General features: G+C 37.3%; 19 protein-coding genes and 1 pseudogene. 6 read left to right on the top strand and 14 right to left on the bottom strand.

Annotated elements, in window-relative coordinates; translation table 11 throughout:
• Positions 1–44: 44 nt before the first annotated feature.
• The 5 genes from eno to lexA form a co-directional block, all read right to left on the bottom strand.
• A complete protein-coding gene (gene eno, locus PTQ27_RS08020; RefSeq protein WP_273748049.1) occupies positions 45–1,355 on the bottom strand; it encodes a phosphopyruvate hydratase in 1,311 nt (436 codons plus the stop codon).
• 192 nt (positions 1,356–1,547) lie between these two features.
• Positions 1,548–2,717 (bottom strand): 23S rRNA (uracil(747)-C(5))-methyltransferase RlmC, encoded by a 1,170-nt coding sequence (gene rlmC / locus PTQ27_RS08015; RefSeq protein WP_434802837.1) that lies wholly within the window; start codon positions 2,715–2,717, stop codon positions 1,548–1,550.
• 1 nt (position 2,718) lies between these two features.
• Positions 2,719–3,756 (bottom strand): beta-N-acetylhexosaminidase, encoded by a 1,038-nt coding sequence (nagZ, locus tag PTQ27_RS08010; RefSeq protein WP_273748047.1) that lies wholly within the window; start codon positions 3,754–3,756, stop codon positions 2,719–2,721.
• A 58-nt stretch (positions 3,757–3,814) separates the two neighbouring features.
• A complete protein-coding gene (gene mutH, locus PTQ27_RS08005) occupies positions 3,815–4,495 on the bottom strand; it encodes a DNA mismatch repair endonuclease MutH (protein ID WP_273748046.1) in 681 nt (226 codons plus the stop codon).
• A gap of 64 nt (positions 4,496–4,559) precedes the next feature.
• Positions 4,560–5,195: a transcriptional repressor LexA gene (lexA, locus tag PTQ27_RS08000; RefSeq protein ID WP_273748045.1), complete on the bottom strand. Its 636-nt coding sequence runs from the start codon at positions 5,193–5,195 to the stop codon at positions 4,560–4,562.
• Positions 5,196–5,360: 165 nt separating this feature from the next.
• Here lexA and plsB point away from each other — a divergent pair, with 165 nt between their 5' ends.
• On the top strand, positions 5,361–7,784 hold the full coding sequence (gene plsB, locus PTQ27_RS07995; protein WP_273748044.1) for a glycerol-3-phosphate 1-O-acyltransferase PlsB: 2,424 nt from the start codon (positions 5,361–5,363) through the stop codon (positions 7,782–7,784).
• A gap of 99 nt (positions 7,785–7,883) precedes the next feature.
• On the opposite strand, the gene PTQ27_RS07990 is transcribed toward plsB, so the two are convergent.
• The 4 genes and pseudogenes from PTQ27_RS07990 to PTQ27_RS07975 all read right to left on the bottom strand — a co-directional run bounded on the left by PTQ27_RS07990 (position 7,884) and on the right by PTQ27_RS07975 (position 11,567).
• Positions 7,884–8,450 (bottom strand): acetate uptake transporter, encoded by a 567-nt coding sequence (locus tag PTQ27_RS07990; protein ID WP_273748043.1) that lies wholly within the window; start codon positions 8,448–8,450, stop codon positions 7,884–7,886.
• 211 nt (positions 8,451–8,661) lie between these two features.
• Positions 8,662–10,436: pseudogene (locus tag PTQ27_RS07985) on the bottom strand (AMP-dependent synthetase/ligase).
• Positions 10,437–10,589: 153 nt separating this feature from the next.
• Entirely contained in the window at positions 10,590–10,973 is a 384-nt protein-coding gene (locus tag PTQ27_RS07980; RefSeq protein WP_273748042.1) for a hypothetical protein, read from the bottom strand.
• Positions 10,974–11,012: 39 nt separating this feature from the next.
• Positions 11,013–11,567: a TorD/DmsD family molecular chaperone gene (locus PTQ27_RS07975; RefSeq protein WP_273748041.1), complete on the bottom strand. Its 555-nt coding sequence runs from the start codon at positions 11,565–11,567 to the stop codon at positions 11,013–11,015.
• Positions 11,568–11,632: 65 nt separating this feature from the next.
• Here PTQ27_RS07975 and nfo point away from each other — a divergent pair, with 65 nt between their 5' ends.
• The gene (gene nfo, locus PTQ27_RS07970) at positions 11,633–12,478 is read left to right on the top strand and encodes a deoxyribonuclease IV (RefSeq protein ID WP_273748040.1); all 846 of its coding nucleotides are present in this window, start codon (positions 11,633–11,635) and stop codon (positions 12,476–12,478) included.
• 129 nt (positions 12,479–12,607) lie between these two features.
• Positions 12,608–13,162, top strand: coding sequence for a C40 family peptidase (locus tag PTQ27_RS07965; RefSeq protein ID WP_273748039.1), 555 nt, complete (start codon positions 12,608–12,610; stop codon positions 13,160–13,162).
• A gap of 85 nt (positions 13,163–13,247) precedes the next feature.
• Here the strand turns inward: PTQ27_RS07965 and PTQ27_RS07960 are convergent, their stop codons facing one another.
• Both PTQ27_RS07960 and grcA read right to left on the bottom strand, forming a co-directional pair.
• Positions 13,248–13,706, bottom strand: a complete 459-nt coding sequence (locus PTQ27_RS07960; protein ID WP_273748038.1) for a LexA family protein — start codon at positions 13,704–13,706, stop codon at positions 13,248–13,250.
• Between the two features lie 176 nt (positions 13,707–13,882).
• Entirely contained in the window at positions 13,883–14,266 is a 384-nt protein-coding gene (gene grcA, locus PTQ27_RS07955; RefSeq protein ID WP_273748037.1) for an autonomous glycyl radical cofactor GrcA, read from the bottom strand.
• Between the two features lie 166 nt (positions 14,267–14,432).
• Between grcA and ung the strand changes: the two genes are divergently transcribed.
• From ung to PTQ27_RS07940, 3 genes are read left to right on the top strand one after another with little or no spacing between them, the layout of a single operon-like run.
• The gene (ung, locus tag PTQ27_RS07950) at positions 14,433–15,116 is read left to right on the top strand and encodes a uracil-DNA glycosylase (protein WP_273748036.1); all 684 of its coding nucleotides are present in this window, start codon (positions 14,433–14,435) and stop codon (positions 15,114–15,116) included.
• Between the two features lie 10 nt (positions 15,117–15,126).
• Positions 15,127–16,044, top strand: a complete 918-nt coding sequence (locus tag PTQ27_RS07945) for an SPFH domain-containing protein (protein ID WP_273748035.1) — start codon at positions 15,127–15,129, stop codon at positions 16,042–16,044.
• Between the two features lie 38 nt (positions 16,045–16,082).
• A complete protein-coding gene (locus PTQ27_RS07940) occupies positions 16,083–16,526 on the top strand; it encodes an NfeD family protein (RefSeq protein ID WP_273748034.1) in 444 nt (147 codons plus the stop codon).
• A 632-nt stretch (positions 16,527–17,158) separates the two neighbouring features.
• Here the strand turns inward: PTQ27_RS07940 and PTQ27_RS07935 are convergent.
• From PTQ27_RS07935 to PTQ27_RS07925, 3 genes are all read right to left on the bottom strand, one after another.
• Entirely contained in the window at positions 17,159–20,032 is a 2,874-nt protein-coding gene (locus PTQ27_RS07935; RefSeq protein ID WP_273748033.1) for an SNF2-related protein, read from the bottom strand.
• On the bottom strand, positions 20,029–23,322 hold the full coding sequence (locus PTQ27_RS07930; protein ID WP_273771126.1) for a DEAD/DEAH box helicase family protein: 3,294 nt from the start codon (positions 23,320–23,322) through the stop codon (positions 20,029–20,031). Before PTQ27_RS07930 ends, PTQ27_RS07935 begins: the two co-directional genes overlap by 4 nt.
• A 140-nt stretch (positions 23,323–23,462) precedes the next feature.
• On the bottom strand, positions 23,463–26,441 hold the full coding sequence (locus PTQ27_RS07925; protein ID WP_273748031.1) for a site-specific DNA-methyltransferase: 2,979 nt from the start codon (positions 26,439–26,441) through the stop codon (positions 23,463–23,465).
• Positions 26,442–26,480: the final 39 nt, after the last annotated feature.

The raw sequence follows: 26,480 nt of genomic DNA, 5'->3' as shown, positions 1-26,480 counted from the left end.
AATCCCACTGATTGCTCAGTGGGATTAAGATTAAATATCAAGAATTACGCTTGACCTTTAACTTCTTTTAAACCGTTGAACGGAGCCGGTGTACCAGCACGTTCTAATGCTTCTTCAATACGGATTAATTGGTTGTATTTAGCAACACGGTCTGAACGGCTCATTGAACCAGTTTTGATTTGACCTGCTGCTGTACCAACCGCTAAATCTGCGATTGTTGCATCTTCAGTTTCGCCAGAACGGTGAGAGATTACTGCTGTGTAGCCTGCATCTTTCGCCATTTTGATTGCTGCTAAGGTTTCAGTTAAAGAACCGATTTGGTTGAATTTGATTAAGATTGAGTTTGCGATCCCGTTTTCGATACCACGGCTTAAGATCTTAGTATTAGTTACGAATAAATCGTCGCCTACTAATTGAACTTTATCGCCTAATACTTTAGTTTGGTATGCAAAACCTTCCCAGTCTGATTCGTCTTGACCATCTTCGATAGACACGATTGGGTACTCTTTACATAAACCTTCTAAGTAGTGAGTGAACTCTTGAGAAGTGAATGTTTTACCTTCGCCTTTCATATCGTACACATTGCGTTCTTTATCGTAGAACTCAGATGATGCACAGTCCATTGCTAAAGTAACGTCTTTACCTAACACATAACCTGCTTTTTCAACTGCTTCTTTGATACACGCTAAAGCGTCTGCATTTGATGCTAGGTTTGGAGCGAAACCACCTTCATCACCCACTGCTGTATTTAAGCCTTTCGCTTTTAATACTTTAGCAAGATTGTGGAATACTTCAGCACCGATACGTAATGCTTCTTTTAATGTTGAAGCACCAACCGGTTGAATCATAAATTCTTGAATATCAACGTTGTTGTCAGCGTGTTCGCCACCGTTAATGATGTTCATCATTGGTAATGGCATAGAGTAAACGCCCGGAGTGCCGTTTAATTCAGCGATGTAAGCATATAATGGTAAGCCTTTTGATGCTGCAGCTGCTTTAGCTGTTGCTAATGAAACTGCTAAGATTGCGTTTGCACCAAATTTAGATTTGTTTTCTGTACCGTCTAAATCGATCATAATTTGGTCGATTTCAGCTTGATTAGTACCTTCTTTGCCTTCGATTGCTTTTGCAATTTCGTTGTTTACAGCAGAAACAGCTTTTAACACACCTTTACCTAAGAAACGTGATTTATCGCCATCACGTAATTCTAATGCTTCACGTGAACCTGTAGATGCACCTGATGGAGCAGCTGCTAAACCTACAAAGCCACCTTCTAAGTGAACTTCAGCTTCTACTGTTGGGTTACCACGAGAGTCGATGATTTCACGACCAATTACTTTAACAATTTTAGCCATTGTTGATATCCTCTAATGTGAGAGTTAATAGAAAAAAAGAATAGGTATATACTAAAGCGATTTTTCACTTTTGTCTTTTAAAAATTATCATTCGTGTTAGATAATTTATCACTAATTTGATCTAAGCCTAAATTCGCCCGAGATTATAGCAATATTTGTAAAAAACGGCAAAAATCTTACCGCTTGTAATGGTTATTTTTTGATTAAAAAGGTAAGCACTTCATAATGTGAAGTGTGCGGAAACATATCAAACAGTTGCACTTTCATTAAGTTGTAATTGGTAAGTGATTCGAAATCTTTCGCCATTGAATTGGCATTACAACTTGAATAAATTAAATAAGGCGAACCAAGATCGTTTAAAAATTCCGCTAACGGCTTGCCAATGCCACGTCGAGGTGGGTTCACCACCACTAAATCGGGTGTTTCTCCCTGTTCATTTAAAGCAAATTGAGCGGAATCTAGCGAGGCAAATTTGACATTTTTTAATCCTAATTTTTCGGTGGATTTTGTGGCACTTGCAATCGCAGAGGCAGAAATTTCAATGCCGGTTAATTCAAAATCTGGATTTTTGTTGCTTAATGTTTTTGCACAATGTAGCCCAAAGCCCCCAACACCACAGAATAGATCCCACATTTTCTTAATCGGTAGCTCCGCAACCCACTGTTGAGCGGTATGATAAAGCTTGCTTGCGACTTGCGGATTCGTTTGGAAAAAGCCTTGTGGACGAATAAAAAGAGGCACCCCATTAAAATGTTCTTCTAACGTGGTTTGTTCGGTTAGGAAAATTTCTGTTTCTCCCTCTAATACGGCAGCGTGTTGAGGTTGAATATTTAGGCTAACAACTGATTGAGCAGGGAGTTTTTCTAATAATTTGGGTAACTCTCGCTCAACTAATGCCCGTTTTGCTTCGCTTCTTACCACAAAACGTAACATAACCGATTGATTATATTGGCTTTGTGTAATCAAAATATATTTTAGCTCGCCTTTTTTCTTTGCGATATTGTAAGGTACTAAACCTGCCCGCCCGATAAAATCTTTTAAAATGGGGAATAAGGTTTTAAATGTGTGAGGGTAAAGAGCACAATCGGTTAAATCCACTCCGCTTTGTGGGTCGGCTTGCTCTTTAAGAATACCGAGAATGGGGCGTTCTACACTACCCAACACCACCATTTTGGCTTTATTGCGAAAATGAGAAATGTCGGAATAAACAAGCGGTTGAATTTCGGTTATATTTTGCAAAATAAAAGGCGAAATTAACCGCTTGAGATCCGCTTCTTTTTCCGCTACTTGAACGGAGTAAGGTTTTTCAATCCATTGGCAAGAAGTGCAATTCCCTGCTTGAAAGTGGGCACAAGTAAGCATATTAGGCATTAGCTTCTTTCCATTCCAACCAATTATTTTGTAATGCGGTTAATTCAAGTTGTGCTTGCTGATAGCGAGAATTGCTTTCAAGCTCTTTCCAACTTATATTTTTGCGTTTCATTAGTGATAAATAGCGTTCTTTTTGAGTCGCAGTTGGCTGGTATTTCAAGCCGTCTAACACTTGAATAACACCTTCTGGTTCGTTGCAAAGAAGTAATAAATCACAACCAGCGTGAATGGCTTTTTCAGAGCGTTCTACAAAATCGCCCATAAAGCCGGCTCCTTTCATTCCTAAATCATCAGAGAAAATCACACCATTAAAGTTTAACTGTTTGCGTAAAACCTCTTTTAACCAATAACTTGAGCCACTGGCAGGCTGGCTATCGCACTGAGTGTAAACTACGTGAGCAGGCATAATAGCCGATAATTTCCCTTTATTGATTAACTCTTTAAAAGGGATAATATCGTGCTTAAAAATAACTTCTTGCGAGCGAGCATCAAACGGGGTTTCTAAATGCGAATCGGCTAAAACGTGTCCGTGCCCAGGGAAATGTTTACCTGTGGTCGCCATTCCCATTTCCAGCATACCGTCAATAAAGGCTTCGGCGATAGGTAATATTGTTGCAGGTTCTTGGCCGAATGAGCGGTCGCCAATCGCTTTACATTTATGCCCTAAATCCAGAACTGGAGCAAAACTAAGGTCAATATCTAACGCAAACATCTCCGCTGCCATCAACCAGCCAGATTCTTTGGCAAGTTGCATCGCTTGTGCTTGGTTGGTTGCAAGTTGTAAAAAAGCTTGCATTGCCGGTAATTTAGTAAAACCATCACGGAAACGTTGCACTCGTCCGCCTTCTTGATCGACGGTAATTAAAAGAGGCTTTTTAACACGATGACGAATATCTTTGATTAATGCTTGCACTTGAGCTTTATCGTAAAAATTACGGCTAAATAAAATCAAGCCGGATACAAGAGGGTGCTCTAGAATTTCGACTTCTTCCTGGGTTAATTCTTTATCTTTAATATCAATAAGTAACATTTTCTTCTCTAATAAGTAGGTAGCCTTATGGCTTATAAATAATTGTAACGATTATAAATTAATAATTTGCGTTGATAAAATGCTGTAAGATTTCTGCCGTAAATTGTTTTCTTAAATAAAAACCAAGTGGTAAAGATTGTACTAGTTCCCCTTTGGCATTGATTGCAGGAGCAAGAGAACGGTTATTTCTGCCTTTCGGTCTTAACTGTAACACTTCGCCAAAAGTTGCATTAATTTCGTGATGTTTACCTAATACTATCATTTCCATCAGCTCTTCCCAGTCTTGTTGCAATTTAAATTCTTGTTCTGGCGTGGGAGACCATAAAATAGGTTGCCCAATATGACGTTCGCTCAATGGAATTTTCCTTTCGCCCTCAACAGGAATCCATAACACACGGGAAAGTTTATGCCTAACGTGAGAACTTTGCCAAGTAATGCCATTATTTTGAGTGAGAGGGGCAAGGCTCACAAAGGTGGTTTCAAGCGGTAAACCTTTTTGATTTATAGGAATGGTTTTTAGTTCAATGCCTAAATGGGCAAAATCCTGCTCGGCTTTACTACCGGCTTTTGCCCCTAATGCCGTTTCAATCAATGTTCCCACCCAGCCTTTATCTCGTTTTAAATCAGCAGGAACAGGAATATTAAGCATTTTGGCAATTTCGCCTAAGGTAAAACCTGCCAGCCATTGAGCTTTGGCGAGCAGGTCTTGTTCGGTGTGAGAGAAGGTAGATAATTTCATAGAAAAACAAACAAGCGGTTATTTTTTTGCAAAATTTTACAAAAAAGTAACCGCTTGTGAAAGATTACATCCAAGCATTGCTACGGATAACACCTACTGCGATACCCTCAATCTCAATATATTCTTGGCTAGGATTAACAATAATGGGTTTTAACTCATCATTTTCTGGGTGAAGGTAAATTAAATCCCCTTTTTTCTCTAAACGTTTAACCGTTACTTCATCATTAACTCGTGCAACAACCACTTGCCCATTACGTGCAGAGTTTGTTTTATGTACCGCTAATAAATCGCCATCTAAAATACCTATTTTTTCCATTGAATTACCGTTTACTTTCAATAAATAATCGGCAGTTGGGCTAAACATCTCCCCATTTACCGGGTAATGATTTTCAACATGCTCAACAGCTAAGATTGGTGTGCCAGCGGCAACTTTGCCAATAAGAGGTAAACCTTCATCTTCATCGTTTGCTGCTTCTGGCTCATCATTTACTAAAATACGAATTCCACGAGACGTGCCAGATAACATTTCAATGTAACCTTTGCGAGCTAAGGCTTTTAAGTGTTCTTCTGCTGCATTTGGCGATTTAAAGCCAATTTCACGAGCTATTTCCACCCGAGTAGGCGGCATACCAGTTGTTTCTATGTGGCTTTTTACAAAATCAAAGATTTCTTGCTGACGTACAGTTAAATGTTTACGCATTTGAATATATCCTCACTGTCTTTATATACAGAAAATATTGATAGTATATACAGTATTTTCTGTTTTGTAACCAATAATTTCACAAAAATTTATAAAAATTTATGATAGAATGCCGACACTTAGAGGTTAGACCTCCAACAATAACTATTCTAAAGGAATATTAATATGTCTGGCTTATTAAATATTTATCGAAGCTTTCTAAATCTGCCACTCTCATTATTGGTTAAATCTCGTGCTATTCCGACCGATCCTATTAATGAATTGGGGCTAAACCTTGAGCAACCTATTGTTTATGTGTTGCCATATACTTCGCAAACAGATTTACTTATTCTGAAAAAAAACTGTGCTGCCCTAAATTTACCTGATCCATTACAAGGAAATGTGATTGGAGGGCAAAGCTTGCCTCGTTTCGTTTTTTTAGATGAAGGGCGTCGTTTCTTCAAATCAAAAGGAGCAAAAAGCGAAACAGAATCTATTTTCTATCGTTATTTAGATTTACACCGTGAAAATGCAGATTTAGATGTACAACTCGTACCTGTTTCTGTGTTGTGGGGGAGGGCTCCAGGTAAAGAAGATGCGAGACATTTGCAGGTCTTAACTTCATTCCAACGCTTTATGTCTATGATCTGGTTTGGTCGTGATAACTTTGTTCGTTTTTCACAGGCAGTTTCGTTGCGTTATATGGCAACAGAACACGGTGCAGATGAAAAAATCGCACAAAAAGTGGCAAGAGTTGCAAAAATTCACTTCTCAAAACTACGTTATTCGGCAATGGGGCCTCGTTTACCAAATCGTGAAGCGATGTTTAATAAGATTTTAAATTCTGAGGTTATTCAAGCAGCGATTGCAGAAGAAGCGAAAAAGTCTTCTCCAGAAAAAGCCCGTAAAGAAGCAGAAAAAATTATTCACGAGATTGCAGCTGATGTAAAACACGAAAGTTTGCGAATGGCAGATAGAGTATTGAGTTGGTTATGGAATAAGCTTTATCAAGGAATTAATGTGCAAAATGGTGATCGAGTGCGTAAATTAGCTCTTGAGGGACACGAAATAGTTTATGTGCCTTGCCACCGTAGCCATATGGACTATTTGTTATTGTCTTATCTGCTTTATCATCAAGGACTAGTACCGCCACATATTGCAGCGGGAATTAACTTAAATTTCTGGCCAGCAGGTCCGATTTTCCGCAGTTGGGGGGCATTTTTCATTCGCCGTACCTTTAAGGGAAACCGTTTATATTCTACGATTTTCCGTGAATATTTAGCGGAATTATTCTATCGTGGTTATTCGGTTGAATATTTTATTGAGGGTGGACGCTCTCGCACTGGTCGTTTATTGCAACCTAAAACTGGTATGATGTCGATGACCTTACAGGCATTACAACGTGGCTTAAATCGACCATTAAGCATTGTACCAGTTTATATCGGGTATGAGCACGTGCTTGAAGTTGATACTTATGCTAAAGAATTACGAGGTGCTGCAAAAGAAAAAGAAAATGCAGGCTTAGTGTTGCGAGTGATTAAGAAACTGAAAAATTTAGGGCAAGGCTATGTAAATTTTGGCGAGCCGATTCAGGTAAATAACTACCTAAATCAATATTACCCAGAATGGAAAGAGCATTCTGAAGATAATCGCCCAAAATGGTTGAATGAGGCAGTTGATAATGTGGCTCATCAAGTAATGGTCAATATCAATAAAGCGGCGGCGGTTAATGCAAAAAATTTAGTTGGTTCTGCTTTATTAGCTTCTCGCCAACGAGCATTATCTCGTGAACAAGTAATCGAGCAGTTAGAAAGTTATATTCAGCTATTTAAAAATGTACCTTATTCTGAAGATATGACGCTACCTGAAGAAAGTGCAGAAGAGTTGTTACAACACGTTATCCAATTACCTCGTTCTGGTGTTTCAATCGAGAAAGATAGCTTTGGCGAACTTGTCCGCTTAGATAGAGAGTCTGCGGTTTTAATGACTTATTATCGCAATAACGTGCAACATTTGTTTGTACTGCCTTCTTTAGTTGCAAGTATTGTGCTTCATTATGAGGCAATTTCAAAAGATTTAGTGCTTCAATCGGTCAATCGTATTTATCCGTTTTTGCAGGCTGAATTATTCTTGCACTTCAAACAAGAAGAAGTAAGTAAACAAATTGAAGCGATTATTGCTGAATTTACACGGCAGGGCATCATTAAAAATGAAAGCGATATGTTGATGATTAATCGCCCGCATATTCGTACATTGCAACTACATTCAGCTGGCATACGTGAGATTTTACAACGTTACTATATTAGTTTAAGTGTTTTACTTGAGCAGCCTGAAATTAGCCGAGTAGCATTGGAGAAAGAGAGCAGTTCTGTGGCTCAGCGTTTATCTGTATTGCACGGTATTAACGCTCCAGAATTTTTTGATAAAGCAATTTTCTCAACCTTTAGTGCAAGTTTGAAAGCTCAAGGTTATTTTGATAGTGATGATAATCTTGTGATTGATAAAGTAAAAGAAACAGAATCTCTGTTACGCAGCTTAATTTCAATCGAAGTACAACACACTATTCAAGGTTCAATGGCAAAAATTGAAGTAGAGAAAACCCAAGAATAGTAAACATTACTAACAAGCGATTATTTTTAATTGGAATTTTGCAAACAAAAGGCTGAATACAAAATGTATTCAGCCTTTTTGATAGAGCATATAATGAAATTATGCTTTTGGCTCACCGATTGGTAAAACAGTTCTGCCAAAGCTTTCATTGATAATATCAGCAGCTGCCAAGTAGAATGCTAAAAATGCAGTTAATAAACCAAAGTTACCACCGATGTGGGTAATGGTACTGTTATGGGTAAAATCGCCTGCAGCTAATAAGTAGAATGTAATAGTTAAGCTTAGGAAAATCGCTTGTAACGCACGTGCTTTTGCTAAAGTACCAATAAACATCATTAATGTAAATGTTCCCCAAGCAATTAAGTACCAGCCCACAAATTCGTGTGAGACAGTTTCTGCAAAGAATACTTTAAATAAGGCAAAAGACCACCAGAATGCACCATAACTAGTGAAAGCGGTAAAGCCAAAAGTATTACCTTTTGAGAATTCAAACATACCTGCAATCATCTGAGCTGTGCCACCAAAGGCAAATCCCATTGCTAATACTAAACCAACATTATCGCCACTAAATGTGCCATTATTGATTAAGCTAAGTAAAAAAGTGGTAAGTGCAAAACCGCATAAACCGAGCGGTGCCGGGTTAGTTCCTGAATTTGGAGCTGACATTGAAAAACCTCTGTATAATTATTTATGCTGCAGAAATTAATGCAGCTGATTAACATCGCTTCTAGAAATTGGAAGCCTTTTTCGCCTAAATTTTAGGGCGATAAAGTATAGCGATTTTGTCAGAAATTAACTACTAATTTCCTCGTTATCGCATCAAATTTTGTGAAATTTGAACCATTAACACACCCTAAATATGAATGTTCTAAATTTATTATTGATACATCTTCTCAATTTGGGCTTTATAACGTTCTAAAATTACTTTGCGTCTTAATTTTAGTGTTGGTGTTATCTCTTCCATTTTGGTACTAAATGCTTGAGAAAGTAGCGTGAATTTTTTTACTTGCTCAAAACTTGCCAAATCTTTTTGTAATTCATTAATTTGCTTCTCAAATAGTTGTACTATTTCAACATTTTTAATGAGTTCTACTCTGTCGTGATATTTAATATTAAGTTGCTTAGCGTAGCTTTCTAAACTATCGAAACAAGGCACAATAAGGGCTGAAACATATTTTTTAGCATCAGCAATAATGGCAATTTGTTCAATAAATTTAGCTTTGCCAATTTTACCTTCTATATATTGCGGTGCGATATATTTACCATTAGAGGTTTTCATTAACTCTTTAATTCGGTCGGTAATGAAGAGGTTGCCTTCTGCATCTAACTCGCCAGCATCGCCAGTTTTTAAAAAGCCATCAGCAGTAAATGCTTCTGCAGTTTCAATAGGTTTTTTGTAATAGCCTCGCATAACGGTTTCGCCACGTACTAAAATTTCATTATCATTACCTATTTTTACTTCAATATTTGGCATTAGTGAACCGATTGAGTTTAAATTTACATTATCCCCTTGCCAGCAAGAGACTGTTCCCGTTGTTTCCGTCATTCCATAGCCGATTTTGACATTCACACCAATACTTTGGAAAAAAATCGCAATAGTTGGATCTAATTTTGCACCGCCACACGGAATCATTCTCACCCGCCCACCAAGTAAAGCTCGTAGTTTAGAGAGAACTAATTTATCTGCTAAGCGGTATTGCCATTTCAACCAAATAGAAGGTTTTTTAGCATAAAAATGTTTTTCACCCATTTTTACAGCCCAGTTAAATAAGACTCGGCGATGTATTGGAGCATTCTGTACTTTATCCCATACGGCAGTGTAGATTTTTTCGCAAAAGCGAGGTACTGCACACATTAATGTTGGGCGAATATCTGCCATAGCTTCTCGAATATTATGAGGATCTTCTAAGTAACAATTTATAGCTCCTCGATGCAGTATATAGGCAGTCCAAGCTCGTTCAAAAATATGTGAAAACGGAAGGAAAGAGAGTGATACATCATTATTATCAATATGCATCAATGCTTGATCGTGTGCCTGTAAGAAAGCGGATAAATTGCGATAATCTAACATTACACCTTTGGGTTCACCTGTTGTGCCAGAGGTATAAATTAAAGTGAAAAGGTCGTCTAAAGATTTTTCAGCTAAGCGTTTTTCTAATTCGACTGGTGTTGCCTCTACATTAATAAAATCATCCCAATGGATTGCTATTGAATAATTTTTTAGATCGATTGATGGTTTCATTGCCACAATTTTAACTAATTGTGGACAGTTGTTCGCTATTTCTAATGCATTATCAAATTGCTCTTGGCAGCCACAAACAAGATTTTAATATCAGCATTATTGATAATATATTCTACTTGATTTGGGGTATTGGTTGCATAAATTGGTACTGCGACAGCACGAATTTGCATCGCTCCAATATCAGTTATTGTCCAACGAGGCATATTGTGGGCAAAAATCGCAATTTTGTCTTGCACACCAATGCCGTGAGCTATTAAAGCATAAGAAAGCTGGTTAATATTTTGTTGGAAATCGCTCCAATTTTGGTCAAGCCATTGACCATTTTGATTAAATCGAATAGCGGTAGAGTGAGCAAGTTTTTTTGCTTGTTCTTGAATACGATGAACGAAATGAAAATCTAAATTGTGCATTTTTTACCTAATTATTTCAGCTAACAACTGTACGCTAATATAAACATTTTAATAATAAAAATCTAGTAAAAAGAGAACAGATGTACGCTGAAATAAAAACGATCATATTTTTGCAAGATTTTGCTAAAATATGACCGCTTGTTCTAGTAAATATTACCAACAATAGTAGCAGTAACGCCAACCTCGATACATAAACTCTCGATCGTAATTCCAACGCATTTCTTCTAGCTCTTCTTGTGCTTTATAATGCTGCCAGGCGAGTTTATAGCAGGCTTGGAACATTGGGTCGTTTACTTTTTTGGTATAACGCTTTTTAAAAGTTTGTTCTTCTTCCTCTGTTTGACTTAACGGCGGATTAAATTGCTGATGCATCAATTCTGCCGTTTCAGCATCACACTGTTTAGCAAGTTGTACTTGTAGATTTTGTTCTGCTCGAACTTGCTTAGCTCTACGCTCAGCTTGTTGCTCTGGTGTTAATGCACAAGCGGTTAGCATAAATGAAAGTGAAAGGGTTAAGCTTAATTTCAGCATTTTCATATTTAATCCCTCTTTATGTTTAGTTAATTATTAAGACTCTTATTCGCTTTCTTCAAGCTCGTCAGCCATTGCACTTAATGCATCACGAGTTAATTGGGCCAGAGCTTTGTAAAATCCAGTATCAAAGGCTTCAACTTTCCCTAAAAATGAACTTGCACAAGGTAGTAGGAATTGTTCAAATAAGGTTTTTTGTGCCAATGTGGAATCCAAATTATCTTCAATCCAAGAAGCAGTTAACAGCAGTAATGCAAAGTGATCTGCATTATCTAATTCTGGCATTGCTCGAGCTTGGCGAAACTCAATAAAATCGGTTACTGATAAACCATAGGCTGAGATTGTTGTAGCAATAGCCCCTCCTTCCGCAAAAAGTGCTTGATAGCTCGCTTCTAATTGCGTAGGGTTAGCGTTATTTTGTAAAACAGAAAGTGCATTTTCGCTTTGAGCATCAGTTGTTAATGCCCATTGTTGGCCTAGCCCACCTTGAGCAAGCCAGTTAAATGTGCCGGCTAGAATTGGATCGTTAGGGTTACGATAAAATAAATTACCGAATAGGCGACAAAGTAGAGAAAAATCGTTAATTGTTGCTTCGCTCATAAAATTATTGAAAGTTAGTGAATGAAATAATGTTTAGTATATCAGATAGTTGGAGGATGTAGAGAATGAAATATATTGGTGCACACGTAAGTGCTTCAGGCGGAGTAGAAAATGCGGTACTGCGTTCTGTGGAAATTGGAGCAAATGCTTTTGCATTATTTACAAAAAACCAGCGTCAGTGGCAAGCTCCACCATTAAAAGCAGAGAATATCGAAAATTTTAAGCGTTTTTGTCAGGTTCACCATTTTTCAGCTGATCAAATTTTACCGCACGACAGCTATTTAATTAATTTAGGGAATCCAGAAGCAGAAGCGTTAGAAAAATCACGAACTGCATTTATTGATGAAATGGAAAGAGCCAATCAACTTGGATTGAAACTACTTAATTTTCACCCAGGTTCTCATTTACGAAAAATTTCTGAGCAAGATTGTTTAGCCCGTATTGCCGAATCTATCAATATTGCGGTAGAAAAAGTGCCTAATGTCGTTGCCGTGATTGAAAATACTGCTGGGCAAGGCTCAAATCTCGGTTGGCATTTTGATCATCTGGCTAAAATTATTGAACAGGTGGAAAATAAAAATAGAGTAGGGGTTTGTTTAGATACTTGCCATTTATTCTCAGCAGGATATGACATTAGTTCTTATGAAAAAAGTGAAGAAGTCTTTAATGATTTTAATCAGACTGTTGGTTTTCAATATTTAAGGGGAATGCATTTAAATGGTTCAAAGACTGAATTAGGAAGTCGAGTTGATCGCCATCACACTTTACAAGAGGGAACGATTGGTACAGAAGTGTTTACATTTATTATGCAAAATGCAAATTTTGATGGAATTCCGATGATTTTAGAAACAATTTCGCCTGAAATCTGGGCAGATGAAATAAAATTTCTACGGACTTTGGAACTAAAATAAGTTATACTGGTCTGAGCAGGTGGTCTGGATATATCTAGACCATTATTTTTATTATTTTTTTGATCTTTTAAAGATTAAGACTAAGGAATTAAACGCTGTAATTGTTCTGGCGAGACGAGATATTAAATTATGAAAAAAAATCTTTTTGCAACTACTTTTAGACCCCTGTGTATTTTAACTTTGGCAGTTTTTGGCGGTTATACTTCTATTGCCTCCGCAAGTTTAAGTACAAAACCTGCAACACCTAGCCAAATTATTGCAAGTAAAGCAGAAAGATTATCAAAATCCTCAAATCATTCAGCTACTCGAGTAGCCGTTTCAGCGAATTCAAATCTTAGTCGTATAAATAGCGTATATAATAATTGGAAAGGTACTCGTTACCGTTTAGGTGGCACAACAAAATCTGGCATTGATTGTTCTGCATTTGTCCGTGAAGTAATGAGTAAAGCATTTAATAAAAGTATGCCTCGCTCAACGGCTGGGCAACGTCACGTTGGTCGTTCTATTTCAAAAGCAGATCTACGTCCTGGAGATTTAGTTTTTTTCCGTAGAAACAATCACGTTGGTGTCTATATCGGTAATGGAAAGTTTGTTCACGCAAGTTCAAGCCGTGGAGTAACTACCAGCTCATTATCAGAACGTTATTGGTCAAGAAATTATACTCAATCTCGTCGTGTAATCTAATTTTTTCTTTGATAAGCTGGCACTAATAGTAATATTAGTGCCTATTTGTTTGTTTCATTACTTTCTTCTTTTTTGCTTTTATTATTTATGCAACACGCTGTTTAGTTGTACTAAATGCTCCTCGAGTACGCATTTGATGTACAACATTCATAATAACACCCGCTACTTTAACATCATTCCAATTTTGAATGCGGATATTTGGTTCGCTAACATCTAATGAAAATAAGATTTTTTCTTTTATGCCTGAAGCATCTTCTATTTCATTAAAGAATTGATAGAACTTATATTCACCATTTTTCTCGATAACTAATAAGTCATTTAATAAGTATTGATCGGTATTTTCCACTATAAGCAGATCGTCTAATTCAATTCCCCAAGCAATTAAGTTAGGATTTTTTACGTGAATAAAAAATGTATCGGTTGGACGTTTAATGCAAAGCGAGTTGAGATCTAACTTTACAGAACGCTGACTATTAATATCTCGATATAGTGGAATAGGTTGATGTGATGCTTTTTGGGTAATAAGTTGTTTAAGTGAAGCCATTAGGTAAACCCTCTATCTGTTTTTTTATACAGTCTATTTTACTGGGTAAAATACCAGTGTCAATAGGTTCTGTAACTTTTTTTGTAAATTTAACCAGTATTTTGACCGCTAGATAAGCTGAGGGTGCGAATAAAAAAAGCACCGCTAAGGGTGCTTCTTGTAATTAAAAACTGTTATTATAAGCTTTCAGTGAATGTACGTGTGATAACATCACGTTGTTGTTCTGGTGTTAGTGAGTTAAAACGCACAGCGTAACCAGAAACACGGATAGTTAATTGAGGGTATTTCTCAGGGTTTTTAACCGCATCTTCTAATGTTTCACGACGTAAAACGTTTACGTTTAAGTGTTGGCCACCTTCAACTTTGATAGTTGGTGCTACATTTACAGGCACTTCACGGTATGCAATTTCACCTAATTCGCTGATAGCAACAACTTGATCTTCTTCAAAGCCAGCTTTAGCAGCTAAGCAACGAGCTTCGTTTTTAGCTTCGTCTAATAACCAGAAAGAGTTTAATAAGTTGCTGTTTGTTGATTCTGTGATTTGTACACCTTTAATCATTTTAGTTTCTCCTAATGTAGAGTGAGTTGAAATTAAAAAAAATTTTAAACATTCAAATTTATTTGAAAGTATTTTACCTCTTTTTAGATAAAAAGCGATAAAAATTTAACCATTTTTTATATTATTTATGTTAATTGATTAAAATATAATCAAACTGAGAACTGTTATGAAAACTTGGACAGAAGCCTTAGGCGAAGAAAAACAAAAAAGTTATTTTCAGCAAATTTTACAATTTGTGCATAATGAGCGATTAGCCGGAAAAACGATTTACCCTCCCCAAAATGAAGTATTTAGTGCGTTTGCATTAACAGAATTTAGTGATGTGAGAGTTGTTATTTTAGGGCAAGATCCTTACCACGGGCCGAATCAAGCTCACGGTTTGGCATTTTCAGTTAAACCCCCAGTTGCACCACCGCCTTCTTTATTAAATATGTATAAAGAGTTAGCAGAAGATGTTGAAGGTTTTCAAATTCCTCAACACGGGTATTTGGTTGATTGGGCAAAACAAGGTGTTTTTATGCTTAATACAGTATTAACGGTTGAACAAAGCCGTGCAAATTCTCACGCTCAAATTGGTTGGGAAACCTTTACCGATAAAGTGATTGCACAGTTAAATGAGCACCGTGAAAATTTAGTCTTTCTACTTTGGGGGAGTCACGCTCAGAAAAAAGGACAGTTTATTGACCGAAATCGCCACTGCGTGCTGACATCGCCACACCCTTCGCCACTTTCTGCTTATCGTGGTTTTTTGGGCTGTAAACATTTTTCAAAAACGAATGAATACTTGATTAAACAAGGAATACCCCCAATTAATTGGCAGTTGCCACTTAATATAACAAATACATTATAAGGAGAATATTATGTATTTAGATTTACCATTAGTAAGCATCGCATTTGTATTGCTAGTGTTAGTGACGCTAAGTTCAACAATTAAAATTGTGCCACAAGGCTATCACTGGACGATAGAGCGTTTCGGACGTTACACCAAAACCCTGACACCAGGTTTAAATATTGTTGTGCCTTTTATTGATCGAGTTGGTCGCAAAATTAATATGATGGAACAGGTGTTAGATATTCCATCGCAAGAAGTGATTTCACGTGATAATGCAAGTGTCGCCATTGATGCAGTATGCTTTGTGCAAACTATCGATGCACGCAGAGCTGCCTATGAAGTCAATCATTTAGAGCAGGCTATTGTTAATTTAACGATGACCAATATGCGTACCGTACTAGGCTCAATGGATTTAGATGATATGCTCTCTCAGCGTGATTTAATTAATGGTCGCCTACTTTCTATTGTTGATGAAGCAACCAATATCTGGGGAGTAAAAGTAACCCGTATTGAAATTCGAGATGTTCGCCCACCGAAAGAGTTAGTAGAAGCGATGAATGCCCAAATGAAAGCTGAACGTAATAAACGTGCAGATATTTTGGAAGCTGAGGGGATTCGTCAGGCTGAAATTCTACGTGCAGAAGGGGAGAAACAATCTCGCATTCTAAAAGCAGAAGGGGAGCGTCAAGAAGCTTTCTTACAAGCTGAAGCTCGTGAGCGTGCGGCAGAAGCCGAAGCAAAAGCAACCCAGATGGTTTCTAGTGCGATTGCACAGGGCGACACCACTGCAATTAATTACTTTATCGCTCAAAAATATACTGAAGCATTGAAAGATATTGGCTCGGCGGAAAATAGCAAAGTTGTGTTAATGCCATTAGAAGCTGGTAACTTAATCGGTTCAGTTGCAGGCATTGCTGAACTTTTAAAAGGCGATAAAAAAGCATAATAATGGGGCATTGCCCCTATTTATTACAAGGAGAAAATATGGATTGGCTCTTTAATTGGACAGGCTGGTTGATTTTTGGCTTTGTATTATTGGCATTAGAATTAATTATCCCCGGAGTATTTATTATGTGGTGGGGATTTTCAGCGGTTATTTTAGCGATTCTGGTCGCCCTAGTACCCGATTTATCACAAGCAGTGCAAATCACAGTTTTTGCTGTATTAGCCATTATCTTCAGCCTAATTTGGTGGAAGTATCAACACAGCAAAGACAAGCAAGATGATAAAGCAACTGTATTAAACTCAAGAGATCACGCAATGATTGGTACACAAGGCTTTATTGTCGAAATTCTTGAAAACGGCATTGCCCGAGGCAAATTTGGCGATACCACTTGGCGAGTAATTGGCACGGAGCTTAATATTGGCGATAAAGTGCAAGTACAACGGGTTGAGGGAATTACCTTGTATGTGCAAAAAATATCATAGTTAAATTACCTCTCTACTAATTAAAAACAAGCGGTTAAATTTCCTGAATTTCTTGCAATTTGGGATAGTGAACAAAATTGAGTCTATAAAGTAGGTTAAAACCTTGTAATATAAGGCTTAAACCTACTTTTGGAGTTTAAAACGTAGCATACACTATCTATTTATCTATCAGGCATATCCCAAGTTAAACATTGCTCATACAACCAACGTGGTGGAGTTGTTTTTTAGACAAATGAAAGCAAAATTAGCCCCACATTAGGGACTAACTGATGAACATAAGATAATGTTTATAAAGGATTTTATTTGCTAAAAGAGTTGAAAATAAAGCAATAGCAGACATCAAAAATGTCCACTATTCTCCAAATTTTGGTGCTATGTAACAAATGTATTAAGCCCGAAAATGGCATTGTTATTGGTAAGATTCATATTCGCTTAAAGTGGGAAATTTACTTAAGATTTAAATATTTAGGTTTACACTCAAGCCAATAGGGCTATGCCAAAAGTATTCTTTGAGTATTTCGTCTGTTTTAGTCTTTTCAAGCCACTCGCTATAGAGATTTTGATTGCGAGTTGTTGATTTTGTAAACACTGCTATATTCTCAATAGCAGGAAACCATTACAAACATATTTCTTTATCGAATCTGCCAAAAAATCTCAAACACTAAACTATCCTGCATTGTTTGATGAATTTTTCCTTTCAATTCTTTTAATAGTTGCAATTCCTGTTCGGCAATTTCATCTTGCACATCGTCCAGTTCGTTACGGGCTCTACGAAGCTGTTTACGAAGTTTTGCTACATCTTCTTGTAACTGAATTTGCAGTTCAATATCATCTGTTAGCACTAATTCCTTTTCTTTGCTACGCATTGCATCTTTCAGCTCACTAATTAAATCTTCAGCAACTTGCATTTGATCTTTTGCCCAAGCGTTAATACGCACACTTTCAGCTTTTAGTAATGCATCATTTTCCGTCTTAATACGGGCTTTTTCTAAATCAATCTGCTCTTTCACTAAATCTGAAAATACAAGCGGTAGATTTTTAACAGAATTTCGCAAATCTGCTGAAAGTAAAAAGAGCTTTTGTGCAAATTCTTTATCCAACAAATTACTTTGTTCATCGCACACAGTAAACACTAACGATTCTTGGCTTTCTGCATTAGACTCCACACTGATTTTATCCAAACGCAACCAGCCGGATTTACCTTGATACTGTTCCAGCAAACTTATTTTTTCAGGGAAATGAGTATAATCAAAAACTAATGTTGCGGTTGGAGTGTAAGCATTTAACGCCTCATTGATACACCATTGCCCAAGTGGTTGATTTAAGCGATATTCATAGCCTTGCAAATTTATTGTACGTGCTTTGCGTGGCAATAAATATCGCCCGATTGGCACTCCGCCAAGCGGTGCATTTTCGAGTAAAAAATACCAATCTGTTTGGTTAAACTGAGCTTTGCCGTTTAAAGCAAATTGCGTTACCCCCCAAAACCACCGTTCCATTGCATTTAAACGCTCTTCAGTCATTACTTTGAGGCGCTCTAGCACTGACTGATCAAAGCTTGTTACCAATGCATTTTTGATTTCTTGTACTCGCCCTTCAATTTCATCGGCAAATTGTGCTTGCAACTGATCAAATGCCGTCTGTATTTCATCTTCAGTGCGACAAGTAGCGTAAATATTAGCGATTTGGTTTTCAATATCTACACCGGATTCAATTCGTCCCAGCACTTCATCTGATGCACCTAACACACCTTGGAACAACTTAAATTTTTCCGTAAGTAGCTCCAAAACACGCTGATCAGCAAGATTGCGTTTGTTTAAGAAATTGATCACCACGACATCAAATTTTTGTCCATAACGGTGGCAACGTCCGATTCGTTGCTCAACACGTTGCGGATTCCACGGTAAATCATAGTTAATCAACAGTGAACAAAATTGCAGGTTTACCCCTTCGCTGGCAGCTTCGGTAGCAATCATAATCTGAGCCTTTTCTTTAAAATGCTCAATCAATGCCGAACGTTTATCCACTTCTGCTGAGCCTGTGATTTTTGCTGTACCTTGATAACGGACAAGCCAATCTTGATAAATCGCTAGTGAATTAGGATCGTTATTGCTACCACTAAATAGCACCACATCATCGGCATAGCCATTTTGTACTAAAAAATCAAACAGATATTTTTGCGTACGTATCGATTCTGTGAAAATAATCGCTTTTTGATTTGCCCCCAGTTTGCTCATTTCAGCGAAACCTGTTTGAAGGGCGGTCAATAAAGCGATAATTTTGCTGTCTTGTTGCAATCCTTCCGCCAAACGGATAAAGCCTTCAATTTCAGCAATTTCAGTTTGCAAAGCAACTTGATTTAATTCATCACTAACAGAAATTTCTGCATCTTCCGTCTCCAACTCATCGGCTTCGACATCATCTGCGGTTAATTCTTCACCATCAAATAATGCTTCAATTTCGCTTAAAGGCTCATCTTGATTTTGCTCTAACTGCTGTAGATGTTGAAGCCTTGCCAAAATTGCCTTTAACGTACCGAGAACTGCTTGCGGACTAGAAGCTAACAGTTTTCGTAGGATTAAAGCCGTTAAATGTTTATGCCGTTTTGGCAAAGCGTAACTGCTTTCTTTACGTAAAAATTCGGAGATTTGCTCATAAAGAGTAAACTCTGCGACTGTTGGCATAAATTCTTGGGTGATAGTCTTACGCTCGGTATAACGCACATATTCCAATACATTTTTGCGTAGCGTACGTTTAACAAAACTCGTCATTCTCTGTTTGAGTTCAGCCACATTGCCACGGCGGACAAATTCTTTTTGGAAATATTTACGGTCACCAAAAATATGATCATCTAGCAAAGTAGATAAACCATACAATTCCATCAACGAATTTTGCAAAGGTGTTGCCGTCAGCAGTAACTTTTTCTTACCACCAAAAGCTTGACGCATTGCCTGCCCCATTTTGTTATCGGCTTTGTAAGCGTTACGCATTTTATGGGCTTCATCAATTACCACCAAATTCCAATCAAACTGTTTGAAGGTTGCTTGCTCTTTACTGGCAAATTGGTGCGAAATAATCAGTATATTGTTACCGATTTGCTTTTTGCAAAAATTAAACAGTTTTGCACCGCTTGTATTTTTCATCACCTGACTAACAACAGTTTTATCCACCACCATTGTCGGCAAACCAAACTTCTCTGCCAGCTCATTCGCCCACTGTTTACGCAAAATCGCAGGGCAGACAATCAACAAATTCCGCTTACGCTCCGCCCATTTTTGACAAAGCACCAAACCTGCTTCAATGGTTTTTCCTAAACCTACTTCATCAGCAAGCATTACCCCCTCTTGGAGAGGATTTTTAAGTGCAAACAACGCAGCATCAATTTGATGTGGATTTAAATCCACTTTGGCGTCAAATAGAGATTGCGATAAACGATTGTCGTCCGTGCGACGACAAATGATTTCATTAGCAAAATAACGTGCGTGGTAGGGCGTAATATTCATCATTGCATTTTCTCAAACATTTGCTGTAAATAATTATTTTCCATAAACAGAATATGGCGTTCGGCAAGTTCTTCTGCTGTTAAGGTCATATTCACCCAATCTTTCAATTTAGTGATTGACAAAATAAAGTTATTTAGCACCAAATTCGGATCACCAATTTTGTTTTCTAATTCTTTGACTTCTTGGTAAAGCCCGAATTTTGGATCGTGTAAATCCATCTGGCGGATACCTTTCGGATCAACAAAATTAAGCCATTGTTTGCCACTTTTATGATCCACCACCCACAGCAGAAAATCAGGATAGAAATTCCCAGCTGATGCAAAACCTAAACCTTTATCTTTTCGATCAGCATTTCGCATTAAATAGAGCGATTTATCACCTAGCCATTTGGCTAATTCGCCTGATTTTTCCGCTTGCATTAAATCATTGATAAACTGTATTTCACTTTCTACCGCAAGTGGCAAAGGTGAGATTTTTATTGGTAAACCTGTTGATTTATCAAAGGAAAATAGCGGATAAAACAAATGACTGTTAAAACAAATCGCCTTAAATTCAGAGAGTGGTGACTGCCAATTCATCGCCTGTTCAATTTTTTTCTCCCGAATTAAATTCGCTAATTCTTCGATTTTTTTGACCGCTTGTTCACGCTCATAAGAAATATTTTCCTCTTCGCCGAACAACATTTTATATTCTTCAAAGAACGAGCAATTTTCTTCAGTAACTATCGCAGTTTCCATAAATTGCTGTTCATAAATGTCTTTCAAACGACGGTAAAATCGGTCGGTATATTCCTTCAACAGCTGGAAAAGAATATCCTGTTGCGTTTGAATATCAGCAAAACTACGGACTTCCATTGCCGAATTTGGCACATAGAGCAAATACCAATCATCTCGACTTTCCACGAATTTACGTAACCCATCACGGCTAACACGCAAATTTGACCAAGTGCGTTCCATTTTGTATTGTTGCAAATCCAAATAGAGCTTATCCCAATCAAGTAAAGCAAAAATCTCTCGCTTAAATTTGTTACTTTGACGTTCATCATTATCACTTTTGCGAACTACTTTAGAACTCAATGCTTCCAATCTCGGATACAGATCTAACACCGCCAAAATCGGCTTAATTTTACCTTGGGAAAACTCAGGCAATTCATAAAGTTGTACCATTTCTTGGCGTTTAAAGCCCATTTTTTGATTGTCTTTATAACCATCTTTTAAACGTAAAGTTTTCAACGCCATATTAGCAGGCAATTTTTTCTGCACAGGAAAATCTAACTGCAACACTTCATCAGGTGCTTGAATACCTTCATCTTCCAAGTATTCACGGAATTTCGCCATATAATCGGCTTTAATGCCGAAAATATTGAGTGTTTCTAATTTATCCAACCCTAAGCCTTTCGGCATTTGATTTACAGGCGTTCTTCGTAGCGAAAAATCACGCCCTTTCAAACGCACACCACGCCCGAAAAGCTGAATAATTTGCGAGCCTTCACCCTTGCCCATATTGAGCAAGCCCATTGTTGACACTCGCCAGCTTGACCACCCTTCGGTAAATTTACGAGAGCCAATCAATAAATTAAGCGTTGAACTATTTTGATTGATAGTGCCAAACAAACTCTCTGAGAACTCGTCTTGTTGTACAGAAACATTGTCTAATTCCACCGCACTTTTCAGCAATTCACTGCTGTCGCCCACGTTAATCAAGGCAAAATAATCGCTGTTACCCACTTTTAATGCCACTTCGCCCGACGTTTTTTTAATATTATGCAAATAGAGATGTGATGCACTTTCAGTATTGAATAAAGTTTTCAGAATATCTGCATAAAGAGCATTTAAATCACCTTTAAAACTGACCAACGGTAAAAAACGATGGCGGAAAATCGCATTGCCTTTGCTGTCCAAAAGCAACGGTTCATCACACAATAATGCATTCAACCACGCCAAAATTTGCGAACGGTTTTTACCATCTAAGAAATAGGCTAACTGCTCTACAACAGTCCAAATATCGCTATCTTCCTTGTTTACCGTATTACCGACAAATACCCACAGCGGTTTATGCAGATTGTAAGCGGTCAATTTTTCCTTATTTTTTGCAAAAAGATGTAACTGTTGGTAAAACGACAATAAACTTGCCACAAAATATTTACGGTCATTATCTGCTATGCCGTAATCTTCCGCTTTCATATTTAAAATGGAAAACTCTTTGCCATAGCCATCGGCATAGAAGAACTTGTAGGAATAGTCAAACAGTACACATTTAGCATAGGTTTCAAACACCGCTTTTTGTTTGGCTTCTTGTTTATCGGCAAAGCTGGTCGGAATTTTTTGTTGCTCGGCTTTTTTGCTAATGCCATTTGCTTTAGCAATTTTTTTCTGAATATCAAACAGACAATCTTTCGCTGTTTTACCGTCTTTCACAGCTTGTCCAAAAGTAGCTGAATACTCAAACGCAAAGCCATCACCAATTAATTTCTGACGGCGCGCCAGCCACTGATCCCCCGATGAACCTCGATGCCCCTCGTCCACCAATACCAACTTGTTCAAATCCAAGAAGCGATCGACGGCTACGGTTAGTTCGCCGTCTTTGTCCGCCAACTTGTTGATATCCATAATCTGAATATCATTAAACAAGCCCGTACCTTGGAATGGTTTATTTTTATCAAACAGATTGGCAGGCAAATTTGATGCAGCAAATTCTGCCAAATGTTGTTGTGAAAGCCCGTCATTCGGTGTAATCACAAATACGGTCAAATCTTTATTTTTTTGATAATGCTGATATTGCAAAATATTGACGTGCATTAACAATGTCTTACCACTTCCTGTCGCATTCCAAAATGCCAATTTATTTAAATCGCTTAATTCATACAAATCAAAATCAGGAAAAGTGTTATCGTTCTCTTTGAGTAAAACCAGTTGTTCATTTAATTGATTTAACAAATCATTCGGGCGGTTAAAATAAAAATCCAAATAAATTTCGGTAAAAAGCAAGGAAAGATATTGAAAGTATTTGAGCTTTAAAATATGCCCTTCATCTTTATTACGATGCTCTGTGATTTGTTGCCAATGTTTAACAATATTCAAGTCATAACGGCGTAAATCGTTTGCCGAAATCATATCGGTTTGAAATAATTGCCCGCCTGTCAATTCGTGAAAAAATTTCGTCTGCCCGTCATTATCAATACCCTCAAAGCGATCATCACCCAAGCGTTGCTTAAATTTTTCAAGATTGTCTTGATTAAACAGTGACAACAAATAGCGGTTTAAAATTAAGTTATCGTGGAAAGTGCGTTTCATAGTTATCCTTTTAATATCGTTACAAATCTCCCCCAGCCCCTCTTTACTAAAGAGGGGAGCGGTCTTGAGAAAGAATAGAGATCTCCAATTTTTCACAAAACTATTCCCCTCTTTAGTAAAGAGGGGTTAGGGGAGATTTGTCACCCAAACATTCGTTGCAAAAACTCTGCTTCAATCGACCGCACTTTCAGCGTTTTTATGCTCTCATCGCTATCGGCGAAGACGGTTGGTATATTATGGTCGCCGTTGATATAGACCACATCAAATTCGCTTTCTTGCGGATTGATTTTGTGGCGGTTTAAATAATCATTGAGTCTGTCATAATCATATTTTTTACAATCACGCCAAATAATTAGCGTTTTTTCACCGCTTGTATTAGTGCCTTGCACGGTGAGCAAACCGTTTTCTCGTTTGTCGTTAATTTCACTTACCCGTAAGCCAATCAAATAGTTAAAGGTTTCCACCAAATCAATGGTTTTGGCTTCATACGCCCCTGCGGAGGTGGTGGCGATGTTGAGTTGGTAGTCAAACGGTTTGGCGAAATGTTGTGTGTTGAGCAAACTTTCACGGCTTTCCACGTTGAGCATATAGTGCAATAAATAGTCGTTTTGCAACGCTTCATTTTGGGCAAATAAATCACTGGCAGGCTGTTTTAATTCTAGGTTGTTGAGCGTGTCTTCATAGCTTTCAAGCTTTAATACCTTAACGATTTGCGAAACACCATCAAACACTCCCTTATCCGATTGCGGTTTGCCGTCTTTCCATTCTTTGGCGAAAATTACTTTTTGCACACGTGGCTTTAGTACCGTATCAAAATATTCGCCTTGTTCCACTAAGATATATTTGCGGTTACCGTTGTCTTCTCGGTTTAGGTTGATTACGGCGTGGGCGGTTGTGCCAGAGCCTGCGAAGTAGTCTAGGATTGTGCTGTCCTTAAATGAGCTAATATGAATACTATCCTGAACTTGATAAACACTTTTTGGATAATCAAAACCGCTATTAGGAACAATAGCTTTTAAGATATTTGTCCCTTTTGAAGAAGCATCATATCTATCGCCATACCATAAAGTTTTTGGTAAAAATGTAGTATCTACCTCATCTTTAGCATAAATAGTTATTTTTTCTTTATCTCGTTTAGCAAACAATACGCCTGTTTTAATTCCATCTATACAAGATTTAAAACCCCAACGCCATCTACCTTTACTTCCATCATTTCTAATTGGCAAAACAAAATAAAAGCCACTTTCTTCATATTTAGATTTTAATTCATTGACATAATCATCATTAAACTTTGAACCATCATAGATTTTTTTATATTCATCATCTGATAATAAACTTAACGAAAGATCTGATTTACTACAAAGAAAAGGAAAGTACATATAAGGTCTATCTTCTCTTTGAGCCTCTGAACCAGAACGTCTTAATGGTAATTCTCTATACCGCTCTTGTTCATTACCTTTACTGTATTTTTTTTCTATTTCTTCTTGGCTTAAAGATAAACGATTAGTTATTGCAGTATTTTTCTGTTTACTTGCAATAATCATATATTCGTGGCTATCAGCAAAAAATTCTTTTTCTCTGCCCTTTGGATTGTGCTGAATTGCGATTGATGTAACAAAATTATCTATACCAAAAACTTCTTTTGTTAGAATTTCTAAATTAGAAAATTCTAACCCATCAATAGCTATTGAAATTAAACCATCACTACTTAATAAACTTCTTGATACAGTCATTCTATTTTCAAGTAATGAACACCAACTAGAATGCTTATACCCATTTTTATAAATAATTTCTGATGCATTTGTATTATACGGCGGATCAATGTAAATACATTTCACCTGTTCTTTATATCTTTCCTGCAACAAATTCAGAGCTTGAAAATTATCAGAATGAATTAGCAAGCCGTTAGTTTTCTCGTCTAAATTACTCAAATTACCTAACACATCAGCTTGGAAGTTTGGCTCAAACAAAGAGGTATCCACCACCAAGTGCGGATAGTTTTTGCAAATTTCTGCTACATTTAGACCGCTTGTATCCACATTAAACAAGGCTTGCCATTGAGCAGTTTGTTTTGGGTTGTTTAACGCAACCTGTATTTGCGTTTCATTCAGGTGATCGAGCGTAATCAGATAATGGCAGTCTGCAACAAATTTCTTTTTCAGCCATAATTTCTTTTGGAAGTCTTCTAATTGGGCTAAAAAGGCGATAATTTCTTTGGCGACGGTTTTTAAGGTTTTGATGGTTTGCAGGTTTTGTTCAATATGCGAAAAATCGGTGCTGTCTTGAATATTATCCAAGTCCATCACTTCATTTTTGATATAAAAATCTAATTCTTGATTTAAAAACTTACCGAGATTTTTGTGAATAAAATAATCAGCGGTGTTTTTGGTTGTGTAGTCTGTAAGATATTTTTCAAGTAATGTACGAGTTTTATTCGTATCTGTTGGTTTTAATGTAAAAATTTCCTGAAAATCATCTGAAACCGCAAAAGTTTTAATTTTTTCTACCGCTTGTAAAATATATTCTTTTTGCAATTTCTCTTGTGTTTTTCCTTTCTCTTTCTTCACCGCTATATATTCAAAACGAATAGTGAGTAAATCGCCATTTTCTTCGATCGGCAAAATATCGGTTTGTATTTCATCGCCGTTTTCGTCCGTATCAATTTTTATTTGTGGCTCAATTAAAGCAAATAAACGAGTTTGGTCATTATCTTTACGATTGTCTTTTGCCGTGTCAGCTTCTACAAGTCGAAATTGTACTTTTTTGCCGTTTTCCAAGGTAAAGGCATAATTACTGAAATTTTCGCCCGATTTGGTGTAGTACTGATCTTTGTTCGCCCAGTGCAACATCACTTCTTCGCCGGCGTATGGAATGGCATAGGTGTCGCCTTTGTAGCGACGTTGGCTGATAAAATCGCCTTGATCGTAATAGCGTGAAAAGAAAATGTAGAGATGGTTGTAAACGCTGATTTCTTGTTCAAAGTTATTAGAAAATGCTTTTTTAATTTTTGCAGGTAGCGTTTTTTGTAGAAATTCGTTGATTTGCTCTTGGCGGGAATTGAGAATACGATAAATGCCGAAATCTAAATCAGCTTGATTTATTTGAAAAATTTCTTGCAATTTAGTAATAAGTTGAGCAAGCTGTGCTGTGCTGTGCTG

This window comes from Mannheimia cairinae (assembly GCF_028649535.1).
GTDB lineage: Bacteria > Pseudomonadota > Gammaproteobacteria > Enterobacterales > Pasteurellaceae > Mannheimia > Mannheimia cairinae.
This window is presented reverse-complemented; position numbering and strand designations above follow the sequence as displayed.